17 protein-coding genes and 1 tRNA gene are annotated in these 17,298 nt (G+C 62.5%); 13 read left to right on the top strand and 5 right to left on the bottom strand.

Features of this window, described 5'->3' with window-relative positions; all coding sequences use genetic code 11:
* The first annotated feature begins 74 nt into the window (after positions 1–74).
* The 3 genes from EL22_RS07750 (at position 75) to EL22_RS07740 (ending at position 2,716) form a co-directional block, all read left to right on the top strand.
* Complete coding sequence (locus EL22_RS07750) at positions 75–1,271, top strand: hypothetical protein (protein ID WP_050050965.1); 1,197 nt, start codon at positions 75–77, stop codon at positions 1,269–1,271.
* Entirely contained in the window at positions 1,268–1,903 is a 636-nt protein-coding gene (locus EL22_RS07745) for a cohesin domain-containing protein (protein ID WP_050050964.1), read from the top strand. The genes EL22_RS07750 and EL22_RS07745 overlap by 4 nt, the downstream gene beginning before the upstream one ends.
* A gap of 516 nt (positions 1,904–2,419) precedes the next feature.
* Positions 2,420–2,716, top strand: coding sequence for a hypothetical protein (locus tag EL22_RS07740; RefSeq protein ID WP_050050963.1), 297 nt, complete (start codon positions 2,420–2,422; stop codon positions 2,714–2,716).
* Between the two features lie 165 nt (positions 2,717–2,881).
* Here the strand turns inward: EL22_RS07740 and EL22_RS07735 are convergent, their stop codons facing one another.
* Both EL22_RS07735 and EL22_RS07730 read right to left on the bottom strand, forming a co-directional pair.
* A complete protein-coding gene (locus tag EL22_RS07735; protein ID WP_050050962.1) occupies positions 2,882–3,139 on the bottom strand; it encodes a PIN domain-containing protein in 258 nt (85 codons plus the stop codon).
* 675 nt (positions 3,140–3,814) lie between these two features.
* A complete protein-coding gene (locus tag EL22_RS07730; RefSeq protein WP_050050961.1) occupies positions 3,815–4,972 on the bottom strand; it encodes a CBS domain-containing protein in 1,158 nt (385 codons plus the stop codon).
* A gap of 100 nt (positions 4,973–5,072) precedes the next feature.
* Between EL22_RS07730 and EL22_RS07725 the strand changes: the two genes are divergently transcribed.
* From EL22_RS07725 to EL22_RS07710, 4 genes are all read left to right on the top strand, one after another.
* Entirely contained in the window at positions 5,073–5,399 is a 327-nt protein-coding gene (locus tag EL22_RS07725) for a lycopene cyclase domain-containing protein (protein ID WP_050050960.1), read from the top strand.
* 119 nt (positions 5,400–5,518) lie between these two features.
* Complete coding sequence (locus EL22_RS07720; protein ID WP_050050959.1) at positions 5,519–6,283, top strand: CAP domain-containing protein; 765 nt, start codon at positions 5,519–5,521, stop codon at positions 6,281–6,283.
* A 157-nt stretch (positions 6,284–6,440) separates the two neighbouring features.
* Positions 6,441–7,223 carry a YihY/virulence factor BrkB family protein gene (locus EL22_RS07715; RefSeq protein ID WP_050050958.1) on the top strand — a complete coding sequence of 261 codons (783 nt, stop codon included), beginning with the start codon at positions 6,441–6,443 and terminating at the stop codon, positions 7,221–7,223.
* Between the two features lie 85 nt (positions 7,224–7,308).
* Complete coding sequence (locus EL22_RS07710; protein ID WP_156184076.1) at positions 7,309–8,088, top strand: hypothetical protein; 780 nt, start codon at positions 7,309–7,311, stop codon at positions 8,086–8,088.
* 104 nt (positions 8,089–8,192) lie between these two features.
* On the opposite strand, the gene EL22_RS17105 is transcribed toward EL22_RS07710, so the two are convergent.
* The gene (locus EL22_RS17105) at positions 8,193–8,360 is read right to left on the bottom strand and encodes a hypothetical protein (protein ID WP_156184075.1); all 168 of its coding nucleotides are present in this window, start codon (positions 8,358–8,360) and stop codon (positions 8,193–8,195) included.
* 394 nt (positions 8,361–8,754) lie between these two features.
* Positions 8,755–8,829: transfer RNA gene (locus EL22_RS07705), tRNA-Val, on the bottom strand.
* Between the two features lie 174 nt (positions 8,830–9,003).
* Here EL22_RS07705 and trpD point away from each other — a divergent pair.
* From trpD to trpG, 4 genes are read left to right on the top strand one after another with little or no spacing between them, the layout of a single operon-like run.
* Positions 9,004–10,014, top strand: a complete 1,011-nt coding sequence (trpD, locus tag EL22_RS07700) for an anthranilate phosphoribosyltransferase (RefSeq protein WP_050050956.1) — start codon at positions 9,004–9,006, stop codon at positions 10,012–10,014.
* Complete coding sequence (locus EL22_RS07695; RefSeq protein ID WP_050050955.1) at positions 10,011–10,667, top strand: phosphoribosylanthranilate isomerase; 657 nt, start codon at positions 10,011–10,013, stop codon at positions 10,665–10,667. Before trpD ends, EL22_RS07695 begins: the two co-directional genes overlap by 4 nt.
* A gap of 27 nt (positions 10,668–10,694) precedes the next feature.
* Positions 10,695–12,380, top strand: a complete 1,686-nt coding sequence (gene trpE / locus EL22_RS07690) for an anthranilate synthase component I (protein WP_050050954.1) — start codon at positions 10,695–10,697, stop codon at positions 12,378–12,380.
* Positions 12,377–12,988 carry an anthranilate synthase component II gene (trpG, locus tag EL22_RS07685; protein ID WP_050050953.1) on the top strand — a complete coding sequence of 204 codons (612 nt, stop codon included), beginning with the start codon at positions 12,377–12,379 and terminating at the stop codon, positions 12,986–12,988. Before trpE ends, trpG begins: the two co-directional genes overlap by 4 nt.
* Positions 12,989–13,045: 57 nt before the next feature.
* Here the strand turns inward: trpG and EL22_RS17975 are convergent, their stop codons facing one another.
* On the bottom strand, positions 13,046–13,219 hold the full coding sequence (locus EL22_RS17975; RefSeq protein ID WP_197075867.1) for a hypothetical protein: 174 nt from the start codon (positions 13,217–13,219) through the stop codon (positions 13,046–13,048).
* A 418-nt stretch (positions 13,220–13,637) separates the two neighbouring features.
* Between EL22_RS17975 and EL22_RS07680 the strand changes: the two genes are divergently transcribed.
* Together EL22_RS07680 and EL22_RS17970 are read left to right on the top strand one after the other, a co-directional pair.
* The gene (locus EL22_RS07680) at positions 13,638–16,760 is read left to right on the top strand and encodes an adenosylcobalamin-dependent ribonucleoside-diphosphate reductase (RefSeq protein WP_050050952.1); all 3,123 of its coding nucleotides are present in this window, start codon (positions 13,638–13,640) and stop codon (positions 16,758–16,760) included.
* Between the two features lie 147 nt (positions 16,761–16,907).
* On the top strand, positions 16,908–17,084 hold the full coding sequence (locus EL22_RS17970; RefSeq protein ID WP_175507104.1) for an HVO_2523 family zinc finger protein: 177 nt from the start codon (positions 16,908–16,910) through the stop codon (positions 17,082–17,084).
* The last annotated feature ends 214 nt before the right edge of the window (positions 17,085–17,298 follow it).

The raw sequence follows: 17,298 nt of genomic DNA, 5'->3' as shown, positions 1-17,298 counted from the left end.
AGACGATCGGCCGTACTAGACGACCGTCGGCGGTAAAGCGAACGGTTACAAGCGACCAACGGCTGAGAACGCACATGGACCGGCGAATCGATCGACGGCACTTTCTCGTGCAAGCGGGCGCGGCGGCGGGCGCTGTCGCGGTAGCGGGGTGTACCCTCGAGGTCGAGGACGAGACCGCCGACGGGAGCGGGGACCCCACGCTCCCCCAGTTCTACGAGATTCAGGACAAACCGGATGCGGTATACCTGCCGACACACCGGGAAGCAATGGAGATGCTCGAGCCGGTCGAGGCCGGCGAGTACACGCTCGCGCCGATGCTCTCGTACGTCCATCCCTTTTGGATCATCAGCGGCGACGAGATCGAACGCGAGGAACCCGACGACGGCAACGGCGTCCACCTCATGATCGTCGTCTGGGACACCGAAACGGGCGTCGTGCTCCCCATCGACAGCGGGACACAGCTTCGGGTCACGAAAGACGGCGAACGGATCGGCTCGCCGCGAACGCTCTGGACGATGATCTCCCAGCAGATGGGCTTTCACTTCGGCGACAACGTCCCGCTCGCCGACGACGGCACCTACACCGCCGAGTTGACGATCCCGCCGCTCGATGTGCGGACGACCGGCGAACTCGAGGGCAAGTTCGCAGAGACGGAGACCGCCTCATTCGAGTTCGAGTACGATGCGGCGTTCCGCAACGAAATTCCCGCCCGGGTCGAGTACCTCGATCGCGAGGAGTGGGGCGAACCCGGCGCGCTCGAGCCGATGCGCCACGGCGGAGATATGGAAAACGGCGGCCACAACGACAGCGACGACGAAGACGCTGGACACGTTCAGTTCTCGGCGCTGCCGCCCGCAGAGGAGTATCCCGGAATCGGTCTCGAGCCGAGTTCCGGCGCGGACGCGGCCACGAGCGGCGACGCGGTCTTCGTGACGCGGCTTCTCGAGTCCGGGTCGCGGTTCGTCGAGGGTGGTGAGCGGTATCTCCTCGTCTCGCCCAGAACGCCCTACAACCGGGTCCCGCTCGCAGATATGGCCATGACGGCCACCGTTTCGGGCGGCGAAACCGATAGCGCCGTCGCGCTCGAGCAGACGATCGACGGCGAGTACGGCATCCACTACGGGGCCGCGCTCGCGGGCGTCGAACCGGGTTCGACGGTGACGATCGAGATCGACTCGTTCCCGCAGGTCGCGCGCCACCAGGGGTACGACACGGCGTTTTTCGACATGCCCCCGGTCGAACTGATGGTGCCGGACTCGATCGACTCATGACGGCGACGCGCACTCGAGTCGCAGTCGTGCTCGCAATCCTGCTACTGGCCGCCGGCCTCGTCGTCGCGCCGGTCAGCGCCGGACACAGCCCCGCCGTCTACAGCTTCGAGCCGGACGACGCGCGCGTGGCCGCCGGCGAAACCGTCGCGGTCGACGTCGTCCTCGCGGCCAATCGGACCCCCGCCGGCGACGGGCTCAGCGAGGCGGGCTTTACCGTCGACTACGACGCGGATCGGTTCTCGGTCGTCGACGTCGAACACGGCTCGTGGTTCGAAGACGGCGACGAGCCGACCGACTCGGAGGTCGACCGCTCGAGCGCGGTCGACGAGGACGCGGGCACCGTCTCGGTCGAAACCGCACTCGAGTCGCCCGACGACGGGGTCGCGAACACCGCACCCGTCGCGACGATCACGTTTCGGGCCAGCGAGGACGCCGCCGACGGCGAGAGCGAACTCACGTTTGCGAACAGCTCCGCGGCGACACCCGCGAGTCCGTCGCCGACCATTACTAATACGGGCACTCTCGAGGTCGGCGAGGGTGTGCTGGGCGCGAGCGGGTTCGGCGTGCCGGTCGCGGTCGGATCGCTGCTGCTCGCGGTTCTCGTTGGTCTCCGACGAGCGAAAGACGACTAACGACTCTCGCTCGATCGACTTCGGTTCGCTCGAGTAGACTCGAAATTGGTTCCTGGATCGACCAGAACAGAGTACGGCGGAGTTCACCATCCCGGACAAGTCACGTGCAGTGGCGTGCGCTCGGGAGCGGATCGCGATAGCGATCCGCGAGTGGAACCTGCGCGAGGGATGAACGAACGAGGACACGAGTGAGTGAATCGGCTGGGGAGTGCGAGATCCGAACGGAGTGAGGATCTCGAAGTGCGAACGGGGAACGCAGTGACCCGTGAGCGGTGTGGAAATCAGTGTTGCCAGCAGTAGTGGCGGTCAAGATGCAGTAGCAATTCGTGTCATACAACTCGAGTATATCACTGTTGAAATTCTATTATCCAGATCTATCTGAGCGTGAAATACACACACTACAGATGCGAACCGAGTAGAGTCGTCGGCACCGTTCACTAGGCGCGATAGAATATCCCTGTAGATGGCGAGGAAATGCCACAAATACTTATCCTTTCGAGGGGCACCTATTCACACATGTCCTCCATCGACGAAACCGTATTTAGCGAGCCTTCTGGCGGTCTCTTTGCACTGGTTCAGCTCTGTGGAGCATTCCTTCTCTCGGGTATCTATGTATATTACGTGATTATGGGAAATTCGACAGTGGGCAGTTGGGTGCTATTTGCGATAGTTGGGACTGCCTTGTCCGGAATCGCTGAGTCCCTTCCGAAATCCCGAGGACGAGCGGCTGGTGTTCTGCGACTCACAGCAATTTTCGTACAGGTGGGGCTTCTCGTTGCCCTCTTCTTCGCCCCTGAACTTCTCATCGGGTGAGAGTAGCAGTCGGACTGAATTCGGTGCTGTTGTGACGAGCCTGTGACTCCCCCCGAATGCCGGAAACTACACGAGACAGGCTGCTGACTACATCCTCTGTACGTACCGCTGGTCGAGCAGTCACAGAGAGGGTATGTGACCTGTTCTATGACACCCTCATACTGCTTACTCGAGGTCGCGCGGATCGAAGTGTTCAATCTCGTCAATATCAGGATAGAGCGTATCGATTGACACAATCGGTCCCTCGAGTATGTATGCAGTCCCAAGATGGACCGCGTCGAAGACATTGAGCCGATTGTACGTCTGTCGCAACTCGCCAGCAGCGTCCATCATGTCGACGGTCAACGAGACTAATTCGATACCCTCGTTAGCAATCTTGGTGTGGCTATTCGAGAGCCCTTGTTTGCTCCAGGTATCTTCCATCACGTGCTGAACCTCGATCGCCGTCGCGACCGACGTCTTCGGTTCGTCGATGCCTCGAGGTCAACTGTGCTTGCGACCCAGTCGTCGGTTTTCAAGAGTGCGAGAACGGGATCGGTATCAAGGTACACGCTTTCGCTCCAAGCGCTCTTTCACATCCGCACGCGCTTCGGCGTCGGTTTGGTCGTGGAGCCGTGCTTGTCGTTCTTCGCGAGCGATAAGGCGGGCGCCATACCGAAGCGCTTCGGACCGTGAACTAAACACGCCGTCCTCGATGAGCGAATCAAGTTCTTTCAATGCGAACTGATCGGTATTTCGAGCGGCGCAAGAGTTTTATATGTCAGCATAGTAGTGGGAATTGGGTGATTGAAAATGGGAAAGACCTCATTCGAAGCGAACAACGGAGAAGAACTCAGGGTCGGGCTTCTGATCGAAGGAAGGAACGATGGGTCGGGCTTCTGATCGAAGGAAGGAACGATGGGTCGGGCTTCTGATCGAAGGAAGGAACGATGGGTCGGGCTTCTGATCGAGGAGAGCACGACGAGTCGGGGGTGCCGGTCGAGGGGAAGCACGACTGACCGAAATTCCGATCGAGCGGCGTCGAACCGGCGCTGATACGCCACCGTCGCTTTGCATCGATGCGCCAAGAAAAGAGACCGATCGACCCGCACCGTCGGCTCAGATTTCGTTGAGTTTTCGCAGCAGCTGGCCGCGGTACTCCTCGTCGCTCGCGATGCCTTTCATCTCGAGGACGTTGCGCTCGAGTTTGTCGAGCGCGACGCGGAAGCCGTTCTCGGCTCCGTAGCCCTCGCCGGTGCCCGCGACCTGTCCCTTGTTCGTCCGGAGGCGGATCTGTACCTGCACCAGCGGCGTGCCGCGGAGTTTTTCGTTGTGCTGGTGGAGGCGGACGTGGGCGTGCATCACCTGCATCTCCTGGTATTTGTCCGCGACCGCCTGGATGCTCTCCGTGATGGACTCTCGAGTGATGGTGTCGAGCAAGGACACGTTCGTGATCTGGACGTCCATGTGCTCTTCTTCCGTGTAGGTGAGCGCGCGCAGGACGTCCGTCTTCGTCACGATGCCGTCGACGACGCGATCGTCGTCGTCGGGCGTAACCATCAGTCCCGCGTAGTCGTCGTCGAGCATCTCCTCGACCGCTTCCTTCGCCGTCGTGTCGAGGGTCGTCGTCTCGACGGGACTGTTCATGATGTCGTAGACCGGCACGTCGAGCATTCGATCGTTGTCCCCGACGCGGTCGCCGGTCGTCGTCCGCTCGTTCTCTCGGATGACGAAGTCCGCGATGTCGTGGGTGGTGACGACGCCGGTCAGGTAGCCGTTCTCGTTTAGGACCGGCAGCCGGGAGATGCCGTTTTCCCGGAGGTAGTTGATCGCCTTGCCGATCCCGTCGTTCTCGTCGACCGTGATCGGATCGTCGGAGTAGATGTCGCCGACGGTGAGCGTGTCGAGGTTCTCGAGGACGGCCTCGAGGATCGCGTCGCCGCTGATGACACCCCAGAGGTCGCCGTTTTCGAACACCGGCGCGACTTTCGAGTTGCTCTCAATGAGCTGTCGTGCGGTCTCGCGAACGTCCTCGTAGCGGTCGAGTTTCGGGGCCGGCGAGTTTCGACTTGGCTTCAAAAGCGCGGAGACTTTTGCGTCGTCCTCGACGTGGGATTGAAGGACTTCCCGCTCGCTGATGACGCCTTCGTACTCCCCGTCGTCGGTGACGATGATTCCTTTGGGGTTGCCGTTCTCGAAGGTCGAACGGACTTTCCCCATGCGCGTTCCGACATCTACTTCGATGAAGTCTTTGGTGGCGATATCAGCGATATCCATCGTTACGGGTGGAGGTACTCGCGCCGGGGTATTTAAGATACCGCCTGTCACGAACGGTTCCGGGGGGACGCTTTTTTTGCACTGGAGATGTATGAGGTCCATGGTACCCGATATCGGTGTCTTCGGCCGGTACACCTACCTCGTGACTGAACTGTTCTGGGGCGCGTTCGCGCTCGCGCTCTTGCGCCGAGCGAGTGCGCTCCGAAAGGCTGCAGTGACGGTTCTCGCCCTGTATCCGGTCGCCTACGTCTGGGATCGGTACACGCTCGAGATTGGTGTCTTCGACATCAAACTCCGTACCGGGATCGATATCGCCGGTATCCCGCTCGAGGAGCACCTCTTCATGGCCGTCGTCCCCGGACTGGTGATCGGCTTTCACGAGACTATCTTCGGCACCGGTGACGAGTCGGCGCCGCAGAGTGATTGAGCACAACGCAGTGTCGGTCGATCAGGCGCTGTAGTGCGACGAATCAGAATGTGCGTCAGAGATCATGTTCTGCGAGTAACCATGAACGTCTTAGTACTCGGGCGTCTCGATAGAAACGAATGGGCCCTGGCCCACCGACCGATTCCCCCGGTGCAGAATCCATCGACGAACCGGAATCGTCCTCGAGCGGCGCGTCTCGACTGGCGTCTGCGGTTCGACTCCTCCTCGCGCTCGCGGTGTTGTCCGGGCTCGCCATCGGAGCGATAGCGGCCGGTCCGGCGCTCATCGACGATTTCGGCGAGTTCGACGATCTTCCCGCACCGAGCGGGGATCCGCCACCGGCCGGCGAGCGCGATCCGGACGTCACCGATCCCGGCGATCCGAACGCCACGAGCTACGAAACCGAGGTCGAGACGGTCACGTCCGAATCCGTCGAGGACTTCGTCCACGCGAAGGTCAACGATCGGCGCGCCGAACACGACCTCGATGCCCTCGAGTGGGACGGCACGATCGCCTCCGTCTCCCGAGCCCACAGCGAGGACATGCACGACCGAGACTACTTCTCCCACACGAACCCCGACGGCGAAGATCCCTACGATCGGTACAACGACGTCGCTGATTACTGTCGAAGCTACGGGGAGAACCTGGCGATGAACTGGCTCGAGCGCCCCGTCGAAGTTCCCGACAAACAAACGACCGCGGAGTACCAGACCGCAGAAGGGATCGCCGAAGCGCTGGTCGTCCAGTGGATGAACTCGCCGGACCACCGCGACGCGATCCTCGAGAACGGCCAGAGCCAGTCGTGGGATCGCACCGGCGTCGGCGTCTACCTCTCCGAGGAGGGAGAAGTCTACGCGACGCAGAATTTCTGTACGGAGTGGTGACGATCGTGGAAACGATCCGCTCCGAACCGATCGTGGAAACGACCTGCTCCGAGCCAATTGTGGAGACAACCCGCTCCGAGCCAACTGTGGAGACAACCCGCTCCGAGCCAACTGTGGAGACAACCCGCTCCGAACCGATCGACGGAACACACCTACTATGAATCCGAAAGAAACGATCCTCGAGATCTACGCCACAGCCAGCGACCGCGACCTGACGTATCTCGCCGCGGGGTTCGCCTACTACGCGTTCGTGTCGGTGATCCCGCTGATACTGCTGGCGATCGTCGTCGGCTCGCTGCTCGGCGGCGAGGACGTCGCCGAACAGCTGATCAGAGTCGCCGGCGATTTCCTCCCCGAAGCCGGTGAAACCCTCGTTACAGACGCGTTGACGACGGAGTCCGGCCGCGCCGAAGCGACCATCGTCGCGCTCCTGGTCGCCGCCTGGGGTGGCCTGAAGGTGTTCCGGGGACTCAGCCTCGCGTTCGACCGGATCTACGGCACCGACGCCGAGAACTCGCTGCTCGAGCAGATCACGGACGGACTGGTCGTCATTCTCGCGGGGGCCGGCGGGCTCGGCCTGATGATCGTGACGGCCGCGGTTATCGGCTTGCTCTCGGAGACGGTTCCGATCGCCGGCCTCCTGAGCTGGCCGCTTCTCGTGGTCGGGCTCTTCGCCGTCTTCTACCCGATGTACTACGTTCTGCCGCCGATCTCGCTCGAGCCTCGAGAGGCGATCCCGGGAGCCGTCTTCGCCGCGGTCGGCTGGACGGTCCTCCAGGCGGGCTTTCAGATCTACGCGGCCAACGCCGGCCAGTACGAGGCCTACGGCGCCGTCGGTGCGATCTTGCTGTTCGTCACCTGGCTGTACTTCGCCGGGATCCTCATCCTGTTCGGCGCCGTCGTCAACGTCGTTGGCTCCCGGCCTGAACTCGCCGAGTGAGCGCTCGCGAACGCGATCGTTTTTTCGAACCGATCGCCCAGCGTCGTGGAGAAAGATTATGCTGTCGGCGACGGGAAACCAAACCATGACCGACGATTCGGATTCCGGGGACCGATCGACGCCCGGCGGCGGCCCGACTCGAGTCGTTTCCGAGACGAGCGTCGACGACATCCTCGAGTCGATCGGCTCGTCGTCGGAGGGTGAACAGACCACTTCCGACGACGAGACGGAGCGAGCGGACGAAAACCGAGCGATAACAGACCGAGAGAAAGCCAACCACGAAGCGGCGAACCGAGCGCAGACGACCGAATCGGACGAAAGCGACGACTCGATCGACCGTTCCCGCGAGTCAGACGACGAAGACGCGTTCGACGCCGAGTCGATCGGCGACTCGAAACCGACCACGACGACCATCGAAACCGGTCAGCCGGCCGATCCCAACGACATCACAGAAGACGCAAACACGAGCGTCTCGTCGGCCGACGATCCCGCTCCGGCGGAGACAGCCGAGAACGAGATGGACTCCGCTCGTGAAGACGACGATGCGGACCTCGCCGCGCGTATCGAACGCGGCGCGGTCACCGGTGCGGACGTCAGAGCCGCCGAGTCGGGCGACGGCCGCGAGGAGACGACCGACATCGGCGAGATCGATCTCTCGATGGACGACCTCGAGTGCTCGAGCGGGAGCGCCGGTTCGTCGGGGCAAAAGCGCGGCCGATCCTCGACCGACGGCCCGCTGTCGGGTTCTGTCGGGTCCGGCAAGATGGGATCGGACGACGACTCTACCGAAGCGGATAAGAGCGAGGATTCGGAGTCCGACTCGAGCGGCGTGTTCGGACGATTGAAGGGGCTGTTCTCGAGGTAACGGGGATCAATCTCTCCCAATCCAGATGTCCGATTCAGCGTTTTCGAGAGGAGAACGGATCGAGGCGGCGCTGGAGTGGATCGGTCGGTTTTCGAATCCGTCGCTTACGCCGCGGCGTGGAGGTCGTACAGAGACGCACCCCCAATGAGCGCGCAGAGAACGCCCACTGACCCAGCGAGCGGGTCGTTGACGCCGATGGATGTGCCCGCCACGAGTACACCGACGACGATCGATGCGACCCCGCCGAACTTCCGAATCCGGATCGCGTCCATATATCGCCGTCACTGTGGGTCCATATTAATCATGCCGCTTACATCACATAGATCGACACACTATTTCACTCCCGCCGACGGTACGCTCGAGACAGAAAGTAGTGGGTTGGGGCAGATTTGAACCACGTCAAGACATGCTCGCTTCGCTGCGCGTGACTTGCCTCATTCAAATCTGCCCAACGTAACGATCCTGTCGCTCGCGAATTTGCTTGCGACAGAAGTAGTGGGTTGGGGCAGATTTGAACCACGATCGTTCCACTACGCTCCACTCCCTGATTCAAATCTTCCGTAACAATTTCTCGGCGACGAGCGCCTCGCTTCGCTCACGGCTTCGCCGTTCGCGATCGTGGCGCGACGCGCCACGCACCGCTCGTCGCGTTGTGTCGCTGAGAAATGGGTTGGGGCAGATTTGAACTGCCGGCCTCCTCCATGTCAAGGAGGTGTCATAACCAGACTAGACCACCAACCCGTCCGGTTCTCTCGGCGTCCGTCACGCCTCGTGCAACTATTCGTTGCCCACCACCGTAATTGAAGGTTTCGAATCGGTCGGCGTACGCGAGCCATCACCACGGATCGTCCGATACGTTTAAGCCGATGTACTCATTTGGACATTGTAAGACAACTACGTACATTGGTGTTTACTATGCAGGAGTACGTCGAACGGGTGACTGACGGAGACGATCTCACACAGAAAGAGGCTCGAGCGGCCTCGAGCGCCGTGTTCGAGGATGCAACGGAGGCGCAGATCGGCGCGCTGTTAGCGGCGTTGCGCGCGAAAGGAGAGACCGAAGCCGAAATCGCGGGCTTCGCCGAAGGGATGCGCGACGCCGCGCGAACGATCGACCCGGACCGCGAGCCGCTGGTCGATACCTGCGGCACGGGCGGGGACGATTACAACACGATCAACGTCTCGACGACGAGCGCGGTCGTCGCCGCGGGCGCGGGTGTTCCCGTCGCTAAACACGGGAACTACTCGGTGTCTTCCTCCTCTGGCAGCGCGGACGTCCTCGAGGAGGTCGGTGTCGACGTAGAAGCCGAACCGCCGGCCGTCGAGGCGGCCATCGAGGCCGACGGCATCGGGTTCATGCTCGCGCCGGTGTTTCACCCCGCGATGAAGGCGGTCATCGGGCCGCGAAAGGAACTGGGCATGCGGACGATCTTCAACGTCCTCGGGCCGCTGACCAACCCCGCCGGCGCGAACGCACAGGTCGTCGGCGTCTACGACCCGGATCTCGTCCCCGTCCTCGCGAACGCGCTCGCGCGGATGGACATCGACCGGGCGCTGGTCGTCCACGGTGCCGGCACCGACGAGATCGCGATCCACGGCGAAACGGTCGCCGCCGACGTCGACGGCTCGAGCGTCGAAACGAGGACCTTCGAACCCGCGGATCTCGGCCTCTCGGCCCACGACATCGGCGACATCGCGGGCGGGACGCCCGAAGCCAACGCGGCGGACCTCCGCGGTATCGTCGACGGATCGGTCACGGGCGCGAAGCGAGACGTGATTCTCGCGAACGCGGGCGCGGCGATTTACGCCGCCGGTGAAGCCGACTCGCTCGAGGAGGGTGCGTCGATTGCCGGCAACGCGATCGACAGCGGCGACGCGGCGGCAAAGCTCGATTTGCTCCGCTCGGTTTCGCCGGAGGCACGATGACGCGCGTCAAAGTCTGTGGCATCACGCGGTCCGAAGACCTGCAGACGGCGGTCGACGCGGGCGCGGACGCGATCGGTATCATTACCGACGTGCCGGTCGACACCCCTCGAGACGTGTCCCCGGAACGTGCCGCGGACCTCGTCGCGGAGACGCCCCCGTTCGTCACGTCGGTGCTCGTCACGATGCCGTCGGACTACGCGCGGGCGATCGAACTGGCGACCGAGATCGAGCCGGACGCGATACAGCTCCACGGCGAGATCCGGCCCGGCGATCTCGCGTATCTGCGTGCGAAACTCGAGACCCGAATTCTGCTAGCGGTCGACGCCGAAGACATCTCGATTGCGAAACAGTACGACGACATGGTCGACGGCTTCGTCGTCGACTCCATCGGCGACGACGGCGGCGGTGGCACCGGCCGAACCCACGACTGGGAGCGCACGCGAGCTGAGACGGCCGACCTCGAGTCGGCCGTGATCCTCGCCGGCGGACTGACCCCCGACAACGTCGTCGAGGCGGTCCAGACGGCCGAGCCGTTCGCCGTCGACGTCGCAAGCGGCGTCGAGGAACGCGGCGGCGTCAAGGATCCGGCGGCGGTCGAGTCGTTCGTCTCACGCGCGACCGGAAACGCACAGGCCGTCGAACCGGGACCCTGAGAGCCACCGACCATCGAACTTCGATCCATGACCGACCACTCCACAGCAGCTGACCCCGCAGATCACACCGCCAAGACGCCGACGTTCGACCTCGATCGATCGGCGTTTTGCGAATACGCCGGCTCGAGCGAGGACCGACCCGCCGTCGTCCGAGTCGTCGCGACGTACGACCTCGAGACGACGCCGCTTGCTGCCTACGCGACACTCACCGGACGATCAGCGCAGGGGCGGGACCGGTCCGGCGATGAGACTCCATACGCGTTCTTACTCGAGAGCGCACAGAAGACGCCCTCGAGCGATCCGGATGGTGCCTTTCAGCCAAGCTCAGCGGACGCGGAGCGCCACGCCCGCTTTTCGTACGTCGGCTACGATCCCGAGGCCGTCGTGACGGTCGGCCCCGAGGGAACGTCGGTCGAGGCGCTCTCGGCCGACGTGCCGCTCGATTCGATGAAGGTCGATGGGGCCGACGACACCGTGGACGCGCTTCGCGGCGCGCTGCCGGATGTCCGGTTGGCGAACATGCCGGATCACGACCGGCAGCACTTAGAGGGCGGGCTCGTCGGCTTTCTCTCCTACGACGCCGTCTACGATCTCTGGCTCGAGGAGGTCGGACTCGAACGCCCAGAGTCGCGGTTCCCGGACGCCCAGTTCGTCCTCACGACGAAGACGCTCACGTTCGACGAGCGCGACGGAACGGTTTCGCTCGTGTTCACGCCGGTGTTAGAGCCCGACGACGATCCGACCGCCGCATACGAGGAGATCCGCGACGAAGCTCGACGCGTGGGCGAACTCCTCGCGGGAGCCGAAGAACCCGAAACCGGCGGATTCGTCCGCGAAGACGAGGTCGCCGGCTCGAGGCAGGCCTACGAGGAGAGCGTCCGGCGCGCGAAAGAACACGTCCTCGACGGCGACATCTACCAGGGTGTCATTTCGCGAACGCGCGAGTTATACGGGGAGGTCGATCCGCTCGGGTTCTACGAGGCGATGCGGGACGTGAACCCCTCGCCGTACATGTACCTCCTCGATCACGGCGATCTTACGGTGGTCGGCGCCAGCCCCGAGACGCTGCTCTCGGTTCGCGGGACCGAAGTCATGTCGAACCCGATCGCGGGGACCTGCGACCGGGGCTCGAGCCCCGTCGAAGACCGGCGGCTGGCAGGCGAGATGCTCGCCGACGACAAGGAGCGAGCCGAACACACGATGCTGGTCGACCTCGCCCGCAACGACGTACGGCGCGTCGGCGAACCGGGTTCGGTTCGCGTCGAGGAGTTCATGAACGTCCTCAAGTACAGCCACGTCCAGCACATCGAGTCGACCGTGACCGGCCAGTTGCGCGCGGATTCCGACGCGTTCGACGCCACGCGGGCCTCGTTTCCCGCGGGCACGCTTTCGGGCGCGCCGAAGGTGCGGGCGATGGAGATCATCGACGAGTTAGAAACCCAGCCCCGGGGACTCTACGGCGGTGGCGTCGGCTACTACTCCTGGACCGGCGACGCGGACTTCGCGATCGTGATTCGAACTGCGACCGTCGAGAACGACACGCCGGGTACCCAGCGGATCACCGTCCGCGCGGGTGCGGGCCTCGTCGCCGACAGCGATCCGACCGCGGAGTACGAAGAGACCGAAAAGAAGATGGGCGGCGTCCTCGCGGCCCTCGAGCGGATCGAAGAAGAGCCGCCGATCGCGACATCGCCCACGGAGGTATCGCGATGAGCGCCGCTGTCTCGGCGACCGAGACCGATCGACCGACAGTACTGTTCATCGACAACTTCGACTCGTTTACGTACAATCTCGTCGAGTACGTCAGTCAGCACGCCGAGACGGTGGTTCTGAAGAACACCGCCTCGCTCGAGGAAGTGCGGGCCGTCGACCCGGACGCGATCATCATCAGTCCCGGTCCTGGCCACCCGAAACACGACCGCGATGTCGGCGTCACGAGAGAGGTACTCCGCGAGGTCAGTCCCACCGTGGCGACGCTTGGAATCTGTCTGGGGCTCGAAGCCGCGGTCTACGAGTACGGCGGCTCGGTCGGTCGAGCGCCGGATCCAGTCCACGGGAAGGCGTCCTCGATCGATCACGACGGAGAGTGCGTCTTCGACGGACTCGCGGACGGCTTCCGCGCGGGGCGATACCACTCGCTCGTCGCGACGGAGGTTCCCGACTGTTTCGACGTTACGGCGACGGCCGACCACGACGGCGAGACGCTCGTGATGGGCGTTCGCCACCGCGAGCACCCGATCGAGTGCGTGCAGTTTCACCCAGAGAGCGTCCTGACAGCGGTCGGGCACGATCTGATCGAGAACTTCCTTGAGAACATCTAAGGGCTTCGAAAACGGGAGACAGGTAATTCGTCAAGCGCGCTGTGATTCTGGCCGGGTTCAGACGACGCCCAGATGACCGGCGGTGTAGTAGGCGGCGAGAATAACCGCGGCCACGATGCCGACGCGGACGGCGAGTTTGATCGCGATTTTGACCGCGACGATAACGACCATGAGGCCAGCCAGCAACGTGAGCCCGAGCAACACCGGGGAGCCTGTGAGTGACTCGATCATAGTCGATATCGTGAACGCAAGGACGTAACCTTTCTGGTGACGTGACAAACGAGAGTCGATGAACGACAGCACCCAGAGACCGTTCGGATACGGCCTCGTTCGCGCACTCGAGACGGATCAGGAGAGCGAATATTCTACTTCCAGTTTGGTCTGAAAATCATTAAGGCCGTCCGCTGCGTAGAGTCTAATACCCTCGCAGACGCCCGTCTGGGCTGTTCTGCGATCGACCATCGCACAAGATCACACAGTGACTTCTGTACAAATGAGATTGTGCTAATACAAGAAAAATAGGACCACATCACCACACTTTATGAGGAATGCATGAATACCGAACTTTCGTCACGAATGATTCGACCGAGGACTACCTACCGTACGAAACTGACAGACGGCGGCGCGTTCGCCTCGAGGTGTCTCGCGCATGAGTAAGTCTGACCTCTCTGCGGACGATCTGACGCTGCCGATCAAGCGCACCGACGGGGACACCTTAGCGGAGCGCCTGACCGACAACGCCTATCAGAATATTCTGCCGGCTCGCTATCTTCGCAAAGACGCAAGCGGCGACCTGATCGAGACCCAAGAAGAACTCTTCGAGCGTGTCGGGCGCAACATCGCGCTCGCGGAGGCACCCTTCGAGGCTGAAAAACGGGATCTCGAGATCACCGTCACGCCCGACCAGCTAAAGCCCGACCACCCGCGTCGCGACGAACTCGCCGCGGAGGTCTTCGGCGACGGCACCACGGCGGCCGACGACGTCGAAACGACGCTGACGGAAGCTAACGTCAACAAGTTCGCCTACGACACCGTCGTTCCGGAACTGCCAGCAGATGTTCGCGAGCATGTCAAAGATGTCGCCGAGACGTTTACTGAAGGGATGGAATCGCTTTCTTTTATGCCGAACTCCCCGACGCTGATGAACGCCGGCGACGAACTCCAGCAGCTCTCGGCCTGTTTCGTCATGAGCCCCGACGACGACCTCTCGGACATCCACGAGACGGCCAAGAAGGCCGCGGAGGTCTTCCAGTCCGGTGGCGGCGTCGGCTACGGCTTCTGGAAGCTCCGTCCCTTTGGCGACGCCGTCGGATCGACCGGTGGCATCGCGTCGGGCCCGATCACCTTCATGCGGACCTACGACCAGCTCTGTGAGACGATCGCGCAGGGTGGGACCCGCCGCGGCGCCCAGATGGGGATCATGCGCGTCTCCCACCCCGATGTCATCGAGTTCATTCACGCGAAAAACAAGGACGTTTCACTTGCCCACACGCTGCGGCTCAACGACCCCGACGACTACACCTATACTTCCTTCAGTGAGGCGCTTGAGGAGGCTCGAGACCTCATCGACGAGGACGGCCGGGTGCCAAAACACCTTCGCAACGCCGTCGAAGGCCACCTGTCGAACTTCAACATCTCCGTCGGCGTCACCGACGACTTCATGGAGGCCGTCCAGAACGACGAGGAGTACACGTTCACCAACCCGCGCACGGAAGAGCCCCACATCGCCACCGAGGAGACCAAGGAGATGTACAGCCGGTACGACCTCGGCGAGCACGTCGAGGTCGGCGACCCGCTCTCGATCCCCGCGGAACTCATCTTCGAACGCATCGTCGAGGGCGCTCACGAGAACGGCGAACCCGGCGTGATCTACCTCGAGCGAGTGAACAAGGAACACTCCTTCGACGTCGAGGCCGAACCGGACCACCGCATCCTCGCGACGAACCCGTGTGGCGAGCAGCCCCTCGAGGAAAACGAGGCCTGCAACCTCGGGCACATCAACCTCTCGACGCTCGCCGACCTCGACGCGCCCGACTGGCGCGTCTGGTCCGACGAGCACGCCGCGGAGTACGACTCCCACGAGGCCGCCATCGAAGCCTTCCTCGAGGAGGCCATCGACTTCGAGGAGTTCGACGAGCGCATCGAGTACGGGACGCGATTCCTCGAGAACGTCGTCACGATGTCAGACTTCCCCGTCGAGGACATCGAGCGGACAGTCCGCGACATGCGCAAAATCGGCCTAGGCGTCATGGGCCTCGCCCAGTTGTACGTCCAACTTGGTGTGAAATATGGCAGCGAGGAGGGTAACGAGATCGCCAGCCAGCTGTTGACCCACATCAACCACGGCGCGAAGGCGAAGAGCCACGAACTCGCGACCGAGCGCGGCTCGTTCAACGACTGGGACGAGTCCAAGTACGCGAACCCGACCGAGTACCGCGAGTGGTTCGAGAAACAGACCGGCGAAGACGCAGCGGACTGGGCCGACGGCTTCCCGATCCGAAACCACAACGTCACCACCATCGCGCCGACCGGAACCACCTCGATGGTCGGCAACACGACCGGCGGCTGCGAACCGATCTACAACGTCGCCTACTACAAGAACGTCACCGACGACGTCCAGGGCGACGAGATGCTGGTCGAGTTCGACGACTACTTCCTGCGCACCTTAGAGGACAACGACATCGATGTCGACGCCGTCAAGGAAGAAGCACAGGAACAGATGGCGACCAACCAGTTCGACGGCGTCGAGGGCCTCGAGACGGTCCCGGACGCCATCGGCGAACTGTTCGTCATCACCAGCGACCTCTCGGCGAAACAACACGCCGCGGTCCAGTGTGCCTGCCAGAACGGCGTCGACTCGGCCATCTCGAAGACGGTCAACGCGCCGAACGACTCCACGCTCGAGGACGCCAAAGAGGTCTTCGAGTGGGTCTACGACAACGGCGGGAAGGGCGTCACCTACTACCGCGACGGCACCCGCTCGAAGCAGGTGCTGACGACCCGCGCGGACAACGCCGACTTCGCCGACGAGACCGAAGCCGCCGAAACATTAGTGGAGCAGATCGACGACATCTTCGGCGGACTCGAGGCGTTCCTCGAGAGCGAGGACGTCCAAGATATTCTCGAGGAAGATGTCGACTCGCTGCTCGCCGACGCCGAGAGCGAGGCGGTTCACGTCGACTTCACCGAGAAACGCGAGCGACCCGACGCCCTGCAGGGCGTCAGCCAGCGGATCGACACCGGCTACGGCAAGGTCTACGTGACGATCAACGAGGACCCCGAGACCGGCCAGCCGTTCGAACTGTTCGCGAACATCGGCCACTCGGGCGGCTTCACGAACTCCTTTACCGAAGCGCTGGCGAAGGTCATCTCGACCTCGCTGCGCTCGGGCGTCGACCCAGAAGAGATCGTCGACGAACTCTGTGGCACCCGTAGTCCGAAAGTCGCCTGGGACAAAGGCGAGCAGATCCAATCGATTCCGGACGCTATCGGCACCGCGATGCGTCGCTACCTCGATAACGAGATCGACAAACCGTATCCGAAACAGGCGACCCTCGAGGAATCAGCCGACGCCGAGTTGGATGTCGAACCGGCCGGCGCACACGAGACCGACGGCGGGGCTGCGGCCCAGCCGCCAGTCGACGACCACGACGCCACGCAGGACCTCATCGATGCCGGCGAATCGCCGGAGTGTCCGTCCTGTGGCTCGCTCTCGCTTTACTTCTCCGAAGGCTGCAAGACCTGCGAGTCCTGTGGCTGGAGCGAGTGCTAAAAACGGGAGTACGACACTTCACTAACGCAGGCGGTCGAAGCGCCGATTCATCGATTCGCTTTTTCGTTTCAGCCCTCGAGCAGTCGCCACGTTGATAGCGACGCCGGTCGTTGGATCGGTTACGAACCGTTACAGCGAGGATACTCGATGAACAATAGCGAAACAGCGTCCGGAGAGGGCTCCGATTCCGAAACTGAACGCGACCTCGAGCACGGAACCGGACCACCGTGTCCGTTTTGCGAGACCGCGATGTACAAGCGCCACTGCAAGTACGTCTGCCCGCAACACGGGGTCGTCATCGACTGCAGCGATCCGTTTCTGTAACAGTAGATAGGAGCTCGATTTCGTTATTCAGAATTGAACCTGAAACTGAATCGGCCAACGCGGTAACTCCACATGCCTAGTTAGCATGAGATAGTCCGCTCACGTATAGCATTCACACAGAAACTTTTCCCGTCGATAAACTCGATGAGAGCGTTCGTCATCGTCCGGATTCGTCCGTTCGATCGGAATTCGAGCCGAAATAGATCGAAACGAG

The organism is Halostagnicola sp. A56, from assembly GCF_000691505.1.
Lineage (GTDB): Archaea > Halobacteriota > Halobacteria > Halobacteriales > Natrialbaceae > Halostagnicola.
The sequence above is the reverse complement of the archived record's forward strand: the minus strand, read 5'-3'. Positions and strand labels throughout refer to the sequence as shown.